Origin of the sequence: Variovorax sp. EL159 (assembly GCF_900100965.1) — a bacterium.
Taxonomy (GTDB): domain Bacteria; phylum Pseudomonadota; class Gammaproteobacteria; order Burkholderiales; family Burkholderiaceae_C; genus Variovorax.
In genome coordinates, this window is record NZ_FMUJ01000009.1 from 1 (window position 1) to 13707 (window position 13707).

The 13707-nt window shown below is 63.5% G+C and carries 6 protein-coding genes; 1 reads left to right on the top strand and 5 read right to left on the bottom strand.

The annotated features are described in order from the left end of the window. The 4 genes from BLQ28_RS29010 to BLQ28_RS29025 all read right to left on the bottom strand — a co-directional run. The coding region (locus BLQ28_RS29010) for a non-ribosomal peptide synthetase (RefSeq protein WP_143012596.1) at positions 1 to 4518 on the bottom strand (4518 nt) is incomplete at its 3' end. A 109-nt stretch (positions 4519 to 4627) separates the two neighbouring features. Further along, positions 4628 to 9127: a non-ribosomal peptide synthetase gene (locus BLQ28_RS29015; protein WP_093246800.1), complete on the bottom strand. Its 4500-nt coding sequence runs from the start codon at positions 9125 to 9127 to the stop codon at positions 4628 to 4630. Further along, positions 9055 to 9264: an MbtH family protein gene (locus BLQ28_RS29020; protein ID WP_093246801.1), complete on the bottom strand. Its 210-nt coding sequence runs from the start codon at positions 9262 to 9264 to the stop codon at positions 9055 to 9057. The genes BLQ28_RS29015 and BLQ28_RS29020 overlap by 73 nt, the downstream gene beginning before the upstream one ends. A gap of 462 nt (positions 9265 to 9726) precedes the next feature. After that, complete coding sequence (locus tag BLQ28_RS29025) at positions 9727 to 10497, bottom strand: SDR family oxidoreductase (protein ID WP_093246802.1); 771 nt, start codon at positions 10495 to 10497, stop codon at positions 9727 to 9729. Positions 10498 to 10657: 160 nt separating this feature from the next. Between BLQ28_RS29025 and BLQ28_RS32845 the strand changes: the two genes are divergently transcribed. After that, complete coding sequence (locus BLQ28_RS32845) at positions 10658 to 10903, top strand: hypothetical protein (RefSeq protein WP_143012597.1); 246 nt, start codon at positions 10658 to 10660, stop codon at positions 10901 to 10903. Positions 10904 to 11023: 120 nt separating this feature from the next. Here BLQ28_RS32845 and BLQ28_RS29030 read toward each other — a convergent pair whose 3' ends face one another. Next, on the bottom strand, positions 11024 to 13630 hold the full coding sequence (locus BLQ28_RS29030) for an FtsX-like permease family protein (RefSeq protein WP_093246803.1): 2607 nt from the start codon (positions 13628 to 13630) through the stop codon (positions 11024 to 11026). Positions 13631 to 13707 lie beyond the last annotated feature (77 nt).

Sequence of the window (13707 nt, forward strand, 5' to 3'; positions counted from 1 at the left end):
CCCGATGGGCTGCGAGGGATCGGCTGCGATCGCCTGGAGCACCTGCTGCAGCCGGGCTACCAACTGCTCGACTGTCGTGCGGTCAAACAGGTCTGTCGCGAATTCGAGCCGTCCCGAGATGCCTTGCGGTGTGCCATCCTTGCTGCGCTGCTCCCACAGCTCGAACGACAGGTCGAACTTGGCGGTGTTCAGCACGATGGGTTCGGCCGTCGCTTCCAGCCCCGGCAGCGTGAAGCTGGCGAGGGTGTGGTTCTGCAGCACCAGTGACACCTGGAACAGCGGATGCCGCGCCATCGAGCGCGACGGGTTGAGCACCTCCACCAAACGCTCGAACGGCAGGTCCTGGTGCGCATAGGCACCCAGGTTGGTCTGGCGTACACGCGCCAGCAACGCATGGAAGCTGGGATCGCCCGAGGTGTCCGTGCGCAGCACCAGCGTGTTGACAAAGAAGCCCACGAGGTCGTTCAACGCTTCGTCGGTGCGCCCGGCGATAGGGCTGCCCAACGGGATATCGGTGCCTGCACCCAGGCGGGTGAGCAAGGTCGCCAGTGCCGCTTGCAGCACCATGAACAGGCTGGCCTGCCCTTCGCGCGCGAGTGCCAGCAGACCCTTGTGCAGGTCGGCGTCGATCTGAAACGCGATCCGTTCGCCGCGATAGCTGGCCACGGCGGGCCGCGGCCTGTCGGTGGGCAGTGCCAGTTGCTCGGGCAGGCCGGCGAGCGCGCGCTGCCAATAGGCCAACTGGCCGGCGATGACGCTGTCGGTATCGCACTCGCTGCCCAGCAAGGCGTGCTGCCAGAGCGTGTAGTCGGCGTACTGCACCGGCAGCGGTGCCCAGGCCGGTGGCTGGCCCTGTACACGCGAGGCGTAGGCCTGCGACAGATCGCGCGCCAGCGGCGCGAGCGACCAGCCGTCGCTGGCAATGTGGTGGCACATCAGCAGCAGCACGTGCGCTTGTGTATCCAGCCGCTCCTCGTCCAGATGGAACAGCCAGGCGCGAAACGGAATCTCGCTGTCCAGCTGGAAGCAATGAGCGGTTGCTTCGGCGAGCCGTTGTGTGAGCTCTGCTTCGGTTGCCTGCTGCACACGCAGCACGGGATGGGCATCAGCGGGCGCCAGAATGCGCTGCGATGGCATGGCGTCGTCCGTGCCCGCGAAGACGGTGCGCAGGCTCTCGTGGCGGTTGGTCAGGTCACTCAGTGCCAACGTCAGCGCCGCATCGTCGATCCGGCCCTTCAGGCGCAGGGCCAGCATCACGTTGTAGGTGGGCGCGGGGCCATCGATCTGGTGAAGGAGCCAGAGGCGCCGCTGTGCGAAGGACAGGGGAATGGATGCGGGCCGCGCCATCGGCCGCAAGACCGCGCGGGCCGCGCGTGCCCCGAGGAGCCGATGGGTCAGTTGCGCGACTGTCGGCACCTCGAAGAGGGCCCGGATGGCGAGCTCGACGCCCAGCACCGAGCGGATGCGGCTCACCAGCTTGGTGGCCAGCAGCGAGTGGCCGCCAAGGTCGAAGAAGTTGTCGTCGATGCCCACTTGTGCAAGGCCGAGGATCTCCGCGAAGAGCGTCACCAGGATCTCTTCCTGCGGTGTGCGCGGCGCACGCATGCTCTGCGGTGTGAAGTCCGGCGCGGGCAGGGCCCTGCGGTCGAGCTTGCCGTTGGGGTTGAGCGGCAGGCGATCGAGCACCACGATCGCCGCAGGCACCATGTAATCGGGCAGTTGCAAGGCCAGCGTGCGACGCAGGAGTTGCGGATCCAGCGGCAGCGTTTGCTCGGCGACCACATAGCCCACAAGTTGCTTCTGCCCGGGTCTGTCCTCTCGTGCGACGACTGCGGCTTGGGTCACGCCGGGCAGGCGCGTGAGTGCCGCCTCGACCTCGCCGGGCTCGATGCGAAAGCCCCGGATCTTGACCTGCTGGTCGGCGCGCCCGAGGAAGTCGAGCACACCGTCGGGGCGCCAGCGCGCCAGGTCTCCGGGGCGGTACATGCGGCTGCCCGGCGGGCCGAAGGGGTTGGCCACGAAGCGCTCGGCACTCAGGTGCGGCCGCCGCAAGTAACCGTAAGACAGGCCTGCGCCCGCCACGTACAGTTCGCCCGCCACACCCACGGGCACGGGCTGCAGCAGCGCGTCCAGTACGTACACCTGGGTGTTCCAGATCGGGCGTCCGATCGGCACGTCGTTCTTGCCGACGCGCGCGAAGAGGCTGTCGCCAGTGGCTTCCGAGAAGCCGTAGAAGTTCAGCAGCTGCGATTGCGGCAGGACTTTCTCGAAACGGCTTGCCAGCTCATTCGTCAGCACCTCGCCACTCACGATCCAGAGGCGGCAGCCTCCCAGCCGCGATGCATCGTAGTGCTCGAGCAAGTGGGCCAGCAGGCTGGGAACCAGCGTGATGCGGTCGATCCGGTGGTGCTCGATCAGGTCGACAAGGTCGTCTGGCGTCTTGACGGCCTGCGGGCCGGCCATGACCAGCGGGGCGCCAAACAGCAGTGGCCCGAGCATCTCTGTGCTGCCGTCGAAGAAGGCGATGGAGCTCTTGGCGATGGAAGCCTTGCCCGGTTCGTAAGGGCGCGTCTCGTGCATCCAGCACAGGCGATTGATCACGCCGGCATGCGGGCCCGTCACGCCTTTGGGCCGGCCGGTGGAGCCGGAGGTGTAGACGACGTAGGCGGCGCTGGTTGCCTTGAGCGGGCGCGTGCGATGGCGGTCAGCGGGATCGGTGTCTGGTGCTGCCGCGAGCTCGGCGGCGAACGCGGGGGCGTCCAGGCATAGCGCGGGTGTGCTCTCGGGTAGCCCGCTGGCGGTGGCCGTATCGCTGACCATGTAGAGCGCCGCGGCGTCTTCCAGCATGAAGGCCAGGCGCTCCTTCGGATAGGACACGTCCAGCGGCACGTAGGCGGCGCCTGCCTTGAGTATGGCCAGCAGCCCGCACACCATTTCGATGGAGCGAGGCAAGGCCAGGGCGACGAAGCTCCCTGGACCCGCGCCCCGGGCGATCAGGCAATGAGCCAGCCGGTTGGCGCGTGCATTGAGCTCGCGATAGCTGAGCGCGATGTTCTCGAAGACGAGAGCGGTCACGTCCGGCGTGCGCGCGACTTGCAGCTCGAAGAATGCGGGCAGCGTAGCCTCCGGCACGGAGCGCGTGGTGTCGTTCCAGCCGCGCAGGATTTGCGTGCGCTCTTCGGGCTGCAGGATGTCGATGCGGCCGATGGACTGCGAGGGATCGGCCACGATGGCCTGCAGCACGCGCTGCAGCCGTGCGGCGAGCTGCTCGACCGTGGCGGGGTCAAACAACTCCGTGGAGAACCCGATGCGGCCCGCCATGCCGCTCGGCGCGTTTTCCTTGTCGCGCTGCTCCCGCAACTCGAACGACAGATCGTACGTACCGGCGATCGATTCCATCGACTTTGCACCGATGGTGACGAGTCCCGGGAGCGTGAAGCTGGCACGCGCATTGTTCTGCAGCACCAGCGCTACCTGGAAAAGGGGGTGACGCGCCATCGAGCGCGTGGGATTGAGCACTTCCACCAGCCGCTCGAACGGCAGGTCCTGATGCGCGTAGGCCCCCAGGTTGACAGCTCGAACCCGGGCCAGCAGTTCGCGAAAGTCCGGGTTGCCGGACGTGTCCGTGCGCAACACCAGCGTGTTGAGGAAGAAGCCCACGAGGTTGTCGAGGGCCTCGTCGGTGCGCCCTGCGATCGGGCTGCCCAGCGGAATGTCGGTGCCTGCACCCATGCGGGTGAACAACGCCGCGAGCGCAGCCTGCAGCACCATGAAGAGGCTGGCCTGACCTTCGCGCGCCAGCGCCAGCAGTCGCCGGTGAAGATCGGCGTCGAGCTGGAACGCGACAGTCCCGCTTGCATGCGAAGAGACGGATGGGCGCGGCCTGTCCGTGGGCAACTCCAGTTGGTCGGGCAGGTCGGCAAGTGTCTGCTGCCAGTAACCCAGTTGCCTTGCGATGAGGCTGTCTGGATCGGTCTCGCTGCCCAGCAGGTCGTGCTGCCAGAAGGTGTAGTCGGCGTACTGCACGGGCAGGGGATTCCAGGCCGGCGCATTGCCCTCGCAGCGTGCGGCATACGCTTCGGAGAGGTCGCGTGCCATTGGCGCCCACGACCACCCGTCGCAGGCGATGTGGTGGCACAGCAGCAGCAGCACGTGTTGCCCGTTGTCCAGATGGAACAGCCAGGCGCGAAACGGGATCTCGCCGTCCAGCCTGAAACCGTAGGCCGAGGCCTGCTCGATCTGCTGGGCGAGCGTGGCCTCCGAGGCATCTTCGACTTGCAGCACGGGGCGCGCCGCTTCGGGCGGAAGAACGCGCTGCTCGGGCGCCTGCGCCCCTTCCAGGAAAACGGTGCGCAGGCTTTCATGGCGTGCCACCAGGTCGGCCAGCGCGGCCGCCATCGCGGTGTCGTCCATGCGTCCTTCGAAACGAACGGCCGTCGGGACGTTGTAGGTCGGGGTGGGGCCGTCAATCTGGTAGAGGAACCACAGCCGTCGTTGCGCAAAGGACAGGGGAATCATGAAAGGTTCCGAACTGAATGATGAGTGGTGCCGGCAGAGGGTGCCGATGGACGGGGCCCTGGCAAGCGGCGCTTGAGGCAACGCTGCGAGATACCCCCGAGGCCAGCCGTCAGAGGCTGTTGTCGTACCGGACCGAAGGCTGCGGGAGCTTGTTGCTTTGTCGCGTTGGCCGCAACGCCGTCCGCGCCTTGGGCGCGGTGGCCAATTTGCCGGCCAGCCTCGCCACGCTCGAAGCCTCGAACAGGGTGTGGATGCCGATCTCGACACCCATCGTCGTACGGATGCGGTTGATCAGCCGCGTCGCCAACAGCGAATGGCCGCCCAGGTCGAAGAAGCTCTCTTCCGCGCCGACCTGTGGAAGCCCAAGAATCTCCGCGAAGAGCCGCGCCAGGGTTTCTTCTTGCGGCGTGCTTGGAGCGCGACCGGTCTGCGGTGCGATATGAGGCGCCGGCAGGGCCTTGCGGTCCAGCTTGCCGTTCGGCATCAGGGGCAACGCGTCCAGCCAGACGTAGTGCGAGGGCACCATGTGCTCGGGCAACGAAGCCGCGAGATGAGCGTGCATTTCCGCTGCCTCTGGCGCCGGACCCGTGCGCGACTTCTTCATGACTGTCGCCAGATGCGGCAGGTTGCCGAGCACCTGGTCCGTGGCGACGCCGAAATCGATCAGGCATGCGAACTCGTCGACGCCGATCTTTTCGAGCTTCCGCACCAGGTTCAGGCAAGTCTCGGGGCCGCCGATCAGGGACGAGGTACTAAAGTACCGGCGGACTGCGGCTTCGATCAGTTGCTCGGCATCGACGTCTCCGATCGCCTTGTTCGCAATGTCTCCTCCCAGGTCCTGCGAGACGCTCTTGCGCAGCTCCGTGTGCGAGCGGAAGTATTGAAGCATCGGCTCGTGCGCCAGCTGGCGAGCCGTTTCGTCGTCCGGGCCCACGAAGGTATGCAGCATGAGCACCACCTTGCGCGAGTCGGGATCAAAGCCGTTGGCACGCAGCGCCTCGCGGTAGATCCGTATGTTCTCGGTGAGCTCCGGCACCGTGAGGCTCAAGAGCGCGGTCAGCACGTTCGCGCCCATGCGGCCCGCAGCTTCGAAGGTCGCCGGGCTGCGGGTGGCGGTGATCCAGACCGGTAGCTCGGGCTGGACGGGCTTGGGCTGCAGTTTCAACTGCGTCTCGTGCCCGACGCCGTTGCGGGCGCTCATCGTGCCGCCGCGCCAGAGTTCGCGCACCTGCTGCACGCCGTCCAGCATGACCTGGTAGCGGTTGGCGTAGTTGTCAGGAGCGAAGACAAAGTCTTCCGGCACCCAGCCCGAAGCGAAAGCGATGCCGACCCGGCCGCGCGACAGGTGATCGACCACCGACCATTCCTCGGCAACCCGCAAAGGATGATGCAACGGCAGTACCACGCTGCCCGCGCGCAGCTGAATGCGCTCAGTGACCATTGCCAGCGCTGCGCTCAGCACCGACGGATTGGGAAATGCTGCAGCGACTTTCGTGAAGTGCCGCTCCGGTGTCCAAACCGCCGAAAAACCGTTCTTGTCCGCGAACTTGGCGCCTTCGACATACAGCCGGTAGAGCTCACCGTCCGGGTCCTGATTGGCATCGGCGAAATAGAAAAGACCAAACTCGGGAGCACGCGATCGATCAGGCATCGCTGCCGGGTCCGCCACGAGGTATGCGACCAGGCGTTTGCCGCCAGCGCCGTCCTCGCGCGCGATCACCGAGGCCTGGTTCACCAGCGGGTGCTTGACGAGTTCGGCCTCGATCTCGCCCGGTTCGATTCGGAAGCCGCGCAGTTTCACCTGATGATCCGCGCGGCCGAGGTAGTCGAGCACGCCTTCGACGCTCCAGCGTGCCAGGTCTCCAGTGCGGTACATGCGGTCTCCCGATGCGCCGAAGGGATTGGCCAGGAAGCGCTCGGCAGTCAAGCCGGGGCGGTTCAGATAGCCGCGGGCGAGTCCTGCACCAGCAACATAGAGCTCGCCGACGGCTCCTGGAGGGACCGCGCGGAGCATTGCGTCCAGGACGTAGACGCGCATGCCCGGGATGGGAGAACCGATCGGTACGCTGCCAAGCCCACGGTCGGCGATGTCTTCGTTGACCCAGCCGGCGGCATCCCAGAACTCGGAAGTGCCGTATAGGTTGATCAGCAATGCGTGCGGCAGGGCTTTCCTGAAACGTCCCGCCAGGTCCGGCGTCAGCGCCTCGCCGCCGCAGGACCAGTACTTCAGTTCTGGAAGGCGATGACCCAAATCGCGTTCATCGTCCAGCATGGCCTGCAGCAATGAGGGGACCACGACGATCCGCGTTACTTTTTCCGCTGCCAATAACGTGATCAGCCCGTCTACATCCTTGGACAGATTCGGCGGAATGACCAAGAGTCGATGCCCGTTGAAAAGGGGCATCAGCGCTTCCCAAATGAAATCGATGAAGTTGTGCGTGGTTTTCTGGGCGTAGACGGTATTGGTATCTCCCGCGCTCACATCCCATTGCAATCTATTGATCAATGCATGGCATGTTCCTGCAACACCTTTAGGTTTTCCGGTGGAGCCCGATGTGTAAAGCACATAAGCAGGATGCAGAAAATCGAGAGGTTGTGTTCTGTCTGCATTTGTCGGGTTGGTCGTTGGCAGTTGTTGCAATGCAACTGCAAGCGAGGGATCGTCAATCAATAAAGGCGTCGACTGACCATAGGTCAACTGCGAAATCGTGGCCACGCTCGCCACCATGCAGTTGGGTGCGGCATCGGTCAACATGAACTCGAGGCGATCCCTGGGATATTCAAGATCCAGTGGGAGATAAGCGGCCCCGGCTTTGAGAATTGCCAACAAGCTCACGAGAAGTTGTGGTGAACGGGGCAAGGCCAGCGCCACAATACTTTCTGGGCCAATTCCCCGAGAAATCAAATGGTGCGCCAATCTGTTGGCGCGTTCATTCAATTCGGTGTAATTTATTTGTGAGCCTTGGAAACTGATTGCAATGTTATTGGGTGCCTTTGCTGCTTGACGCTCGAACAACTCTGGCAGCGTAAGCTTTGAGGCCGTTGATGGAGCGCCCGCCCATTCTTTCAGAATGCATTGTTGATCTGACGAATCCATCAATTCAATTCTTCCGATGGGCGTGGAGGAATTGGCGGCAATGGATTTCAGCAGATTGAGAAAATGCTTTTGATGCATTTCCAGGTCGGCTGCTGAGTAGGCATTTGGATTGGCAGTGCAGTTGATGTCGAAGCTCTGATCCTTGTTCAGGAAAAAAGTAAATGAGACATCGGAGATTGCCCGTGCGGAAATGTTGTAGGACTTTGATGGTATTCCGCCAAAATCAAGCCCTTCCTTGAATGGCAGTACATTGATCATTGGCCCAAAATCACTGCCGTAACCTCGAATTCTCTTGGCATCCAAATACAGCCTGGATGCTGGATAGCGCCGATGCTGAAGGACCAGTTTTATTTCCTTGTCAATCTGTGCCATCACTTGCATCACTGTCATTTCGGGTGAGATCGAAATGCGCAGGGGAATGGTGTTGGACATCATGCAGGGAATCAGCGCTGTTTCCGCCGATCGTCCTGATACGGGAAGTCCTGTTGAAAAATCTCGCGCGCCAATTGCACGGAACAAATAGATCGCGACCGCCGATATGAGAGAGCGGGCCAGCGACATGCTGGCCTTCTGGGCAAGCGTCGATAGGGCGGCAGCCGTGGCGCCCTCAACCCTTGACGCGCTGCGAACCGGCACGCTCGAGAAGCTCTTGTTGTTATGGGCCAGTCGTGCGGGTTCTGGAAGGCGGGAAAGATAGGACTCCCAAAATTCACGGTCTGATACGAATGCATCAGAGGCCACGTAATCAGCCTCGATGTCCAGAAGTCGTGTCAACGGTACAAACCAAGCCGCGGAGACTTTTTGCCCAGCCGAAATTGCTGTATAAAGTTCAGCGATTCGGCGCGCAATTACAGACCAGCCATACCCGTCAATGATAATGTGATGGTAAAGCTGATGCCAGACAAAGCGGGTTTCCGAAAGCTTGATCAGAGCATAGGAAAAAAGTGAGGAATCCAGTGGAGAAATCGAACGCCCCATCTTGCGGGCTATTGCTTCCTGCATGGAGGCCTCTGGGTCTGCATCTCGACTGAAATCCAGGAATTCGCAGTGAACGTCAGGGCCTTCTTTTTCTATGGTCTGCCGAGGTCCGGATTCATGCGCCACGATGGCGATGGACAGTGCCTGGCTTTCTTTCGCGGCCAGAGCCAGGCATCGCATGAATAAATTGGGGTCAATAGCACCGTGTATTTCGGTCAATTCACCAATATTGTGAGACGGCTTGTTGGCGTAGAACTGCCGTTCGAACCAGACCCCGAGTTGCGCAAGAGACAAGGGCCAATCGTTGCTATGCGGCGAGACCATGGGGTCTGATCCTGTTTTTTTGATGCGTGGAACACCAATGAATTGAGCGGCGCGCGCATTCACCACGCGCGAGAAAGGAGTTTGCGCTGGATGGCCGGGTTTCCGAATGAGACCGGAAGCGGCAGGCGATCTTGTTTTTATTTTTCCATTGATTCCGAAAGGCTTCGGGGGCGCATGTCGGTCCAGTTTTCTTCCACGAATTTCAAGCATTCAGGTTTGCTTGCTGGACCATTTATTTTTTTCCATCCATTGGGGATTTCAATAAACTCTGGCCAAATCGAATGCTGATTTTCGTCGTTGACAAGCACTAGAAAGGAGGCGTCGTTATTTTCAAACGGATTGGTCATGCGATCTTCTGCTTCAGATTGGATTGTGGCAATTCAAAGACTTCGCCAATCTGGCGAAAGATCCAAGAGTGCCTAGTCATTACGAGAAACAGTAATATTCAAACACGAAGTTGAAAGTCGCACAATGCATACTTATTGTGTATTTTTCTATTCGACGCCAGTTGATTTTTATTTCTAAATTACTATATTTAGTATATATAAACCTTTAGAATTATTTTTGATAAAAATGACTCGAAAATAGTTAAATCCGCGTCTCATTGGACGAGCGCTGAATGTCTCGCTTGACGCTTGAGGGAGCGCCGGACGAAAGGCCCATCGGCGCGCCGAAACTGTTGGAGTACGCCATCTCGCGCAGATGCTCATGAGCATCCGCCATGGCGACATGGCATTGCGTTGTCACCCTCAGGGGCAAGCTTGAAAGTGCTGCGATGTCAGATACATCGCATGTCGTCTGGCGAAATGTCAGCGCGCGTGCGTCGCGCCGCCGTCAACGATCAACGTCGAGCCGACCACGTAGTCGCCTGCACGCGACGCAAGGTAAACGGCCGCGCCGGCGATATCTTCGGGGTTGCCAATGCGACCCAGCGGAATGAAGGCTGCGACCTCGTCGGCATGGTCGCGCGCTGTCTTGTTCATGTCCGTGGCGAAGGCGCCTGGTGCAATGGCGCTCACGACAATGCGCTCAGGTGCGAGGCGCAGAGCCATCATCCGGGTGAGCTGAATCAGGCCGGCTTTACTGGCAGCGTATGAGTAGGTCTCTCTTGGGCTGACCGAGATGCCGTCGACCGATGCGATGTTGATGACCTTGGCGAGCCTGTGGGTCGTCGCTTTGCGCAACAAGGGAGTCATGATCTGGGTCAGGAAGAACGGTGTCTTGACATTCAGATCCATCACCCTGTCCCAGCCACTCTCGGGGAACTCGTCGTATGGCGCGCCCCAGGCAGAGCCGGCATTGTTGACGAGGATGTCGAGCTCGCTCTCATTCTTCGAATAGGCATCCGACAGCGCTTGCGCGCCCTCGATTGTCGAAACATCGGCGGGCAACGAGAAACACGCGCCCAGTTCCGAAAGCTCCTTCGCGGCCCGGTCACAAGCTTCCGCGCCACGCGCCGAGATGTAGACCCGCGCGCCTTGGATCAAATAGGCCTGCGCGATCATTCGTCCAATACCGCGCGAACCTCCGGTGACAAGCGCAGTGCGGCCCTTGAGAGAGAACAGATTGGTGAGGTCCATTGATATCTTCTTCCAGGAAATGAGGCGCAAACAACTGCTGATGCTCCCCAGAGGTGACGGGGCCTGCAACCACATACCAAACCAATGCCCAAGGGGTTGCGGAGATCAATGCATTCTGCACTGCTCACAGGGTGGCCGAGCATTGGGGGAGTGATAGTCGGTGGATCAGTTGCGCTCGCCTTGGGCGATGGATGAACGGCATCCGCGCGCATTCGACGTCGACTTTCTGGGGCATTCAGATCCAGGCATGGTGCCCCTGTTGCTCGGGCAATTCCGCATGCGTGCTGCGCCGATCGCCGCGCTCGGCCCTGGCATCGAAATCTCGTGTGTGTTGACCACGCTGGACAGTCGATGCGTGATCGCCAGAGCTGTCTTGTTCAGCGCTCTACTCTTGGGTGCCGCCTGAACGGCGCGCTTGTGGACTGAGTCGAGCGCCCATGTGGTTCAGCTATTGGCGCGGCGCCAATTTCAATCTGATTGGCAAGAATTCAACGCCCCGACATCTGGATTTCGGTGAAAGAGGGAGCTACCAGTCTTCCTTGACCGCCAACACCACGTCCTTGCCGGCCGCAGCCCGCCCCGCCATCCACGCGGTCACCGTGCCGGCCGCCACCACCGCCGCGCAAAGCACCAGCAGCCGCGTCCAGGGCACCAGCAGGTCCATGCTCCAGTGGAAGCTCTGCGGGTTCACCACCTTCACCAGCACCACCGACACGGCCAGCCCGAGCAGCAGGCCCGCCACGGCGCCGATGGCCGTCCAAGCCGCGCCTTCGCCCGCCACCACCGCCAGCACCTGCCGCCGCGTGAAGCCCAGGTGCGCGAGCAGACCGAACTCCTTGCGCCGCGCCAGCACCTGCGCGCTGAAGCTCGCCGCGATGCCGAAGAGCCCGATGGCGATCGCCACCGCCTGCAGCCAGTAGGTCACGGCAAAGCTGCGGTCGAAGATGCGCAGCGAAGTCGCGCGGATCTGCCCCACCGACGCAATCTCGATCGACTCGGAAGACGCGCCGCCTTGCCGTGCCGCCAGCTCGCGCACGGCCGTCTGCACGGCGCCTTCCGACGCGCCGGGGGCGAGCCACAGCGCGACGTCGCTCACGTTGCGCTCGCCGGTGATGCGCTCGAAGTCGCGCGCATCCACGGTGACCGCGCCGAACTGCCGCGCGTAGTCGCGCCACACACCCGCGACGAAAAACACGGGCGGCGTTTTCGACGTGACGGCCGTGGCCATCGCATCCGACAGCGGCGCGAACGTGGTCCCCGGCTTCGCGCCGTACAGCTCGACCATCGGCTCGCTCACGTAGATGCCGATCTGCCCCTCGGGCACCGGCAACGCGGTACCCACCAGCGGCAGCGACTGCGATGCGTTGCCTTCCAGGCTGCGCGCGATCAGCGTCACGGCCGGGCGGGAGGCGTCGAGCTGCAGCGACTGCGTGCGCAGCGTGCCCGTGCGCCCCACGCCGGGCAATTGCGCCAGCGCCTGCACGAAGGCCGGCGAGAAGGTCGCGGTGTCGGTGCTGCTGCTGTTGCCCGTGTTGCTGCCCCGGCCGCCGGAGGTGGCGCGCACGTACAGGTCGGCCGGCAGCACCACGTCGAGCCAGTGCGTGACCGAGTCGCGGAAGCTCGCGACCATCACGGTGAGCGCGACGGCAAGGCTCAGGCTCGCCACCACGCCGCTCACCGCCACGGCCGCCGTGCCGCGCATGCGCCGCGCGCGCTCGACGGCCAGCATCGGCAGCACGCGCTGCGCGAACAGCGGCGCCACGCGGTCGTACAGCAGCGCGATCAGCCAAGGCAGGGCGGTGATGCCGCCCACCAGCAGGCAGGCCACCGACAGGTAGGCCGCCACCGGAATGCCGCCGATGGCCGGGATGTTCGCCAGCACCGCGCCGAGGGCGATTAGCCCCAGCGCGAGCCAGTGGCTGTTGCCCTGCGTGGGCGCGGCGCCCAGGCCCTTGAGCGTTTGCGCTTCGGGCAAGGCCTGTGCCGCGCGCGCGGGCCACCAGCCGCCGACGAGCGCGGCCAGCACGCCGAGGCCGCCGTACAGCAGCGCCGCGCCGCTGCTCCAGTGCAGCTTGGGCGCCACGCCTTCGAAGTAGCCGCCACCCAGGTCGCCGCCGAGCACCCGCAGCGCGAAGGCCGCGAGCGCGGTGCCGAGCGCAAGGCCCGCCGCGCTGCCGATCAGGCCCAGCACCAGCGATTCGGCCAGCACCAGCCGCAGCCGCTCGCGCGGCGTCAGGCCCAGCACGCCGAGCAGCGCGAACTGCTGCGCGCGCTTGGCCACGCTGAGTGCGAGCACCGAGAAGACGAGGAAAGCGCCTGTGAACAGCGCGACCAGCGCCAGCACCGTGAGGTTGACGCGGTAGGCGCGCGACAGGTTGCTCACGCGCTCGGCCGCATCGCCCGGCTCGGCGAACTGCACGCCCGCCGGCCAGCCCGGCGACTGCTGCAGTGAGGCGATGAAAGCCGCGCGGTCGGTGCCGGGCGCCAGCCGCAGGTCGACACGGCTGAGTTGTCCGATCTGGCCGAACAGCTCCTGCGCCGCTGCAATGTCCATCACCGCGAGCGCCGCGCCGCTTGCGGCCACGTGGCCGGCCACGTCGAGCCGCTGCCATGCGTCGCCGCTGCGCAGCTGCACCGTCTCGGTCACGCCGGCACCGGCTTGCGCCGGCAAACCCAGTGCGCTGCGCGCCGCGGCGTTCAGGAACACATGGCCCGGCGCGAACAACGCGAAGCGGTCGACACCGGCCGCGGGCTGCGGCATCAGCGCGGGCGCGATGGCGGGCAGCACCAGCGCGTCGACGCCGATCACGCGCATCGGCACCTGGCGTTCACCGCTTGCCAGTGCCAGGCCCTGGAACTCGAGCACCGGACTCGCGAGCGTCACCTGCGGATGCTGTGCCAGCCGGGCGAACACGGCTTCGTCGAAGCCGCCCTGCACGGCGCGCACTTCGAGATCGGGCTGGCCGTTGACCGAGCGCACCGCGCTGGCGAACTCGTCAAGCGCCGAGGCATTGATCAGTTGCACCGAGAACGCGAGCGCCACGCCCAGCATCACGGCCAGCACGGCCGCTGCATTGCGCCAGGGGTGGTGGCGGAGTTCTTGCCAGGAGAAAGTGGTGAGCAGTGCGCGCATGGCCCGATTGTCGCGGCGCGCGTGGTGTTACATCTGCCGTGGCACGATGGCGCCTCTTCGATGACGCCTGAGGAACC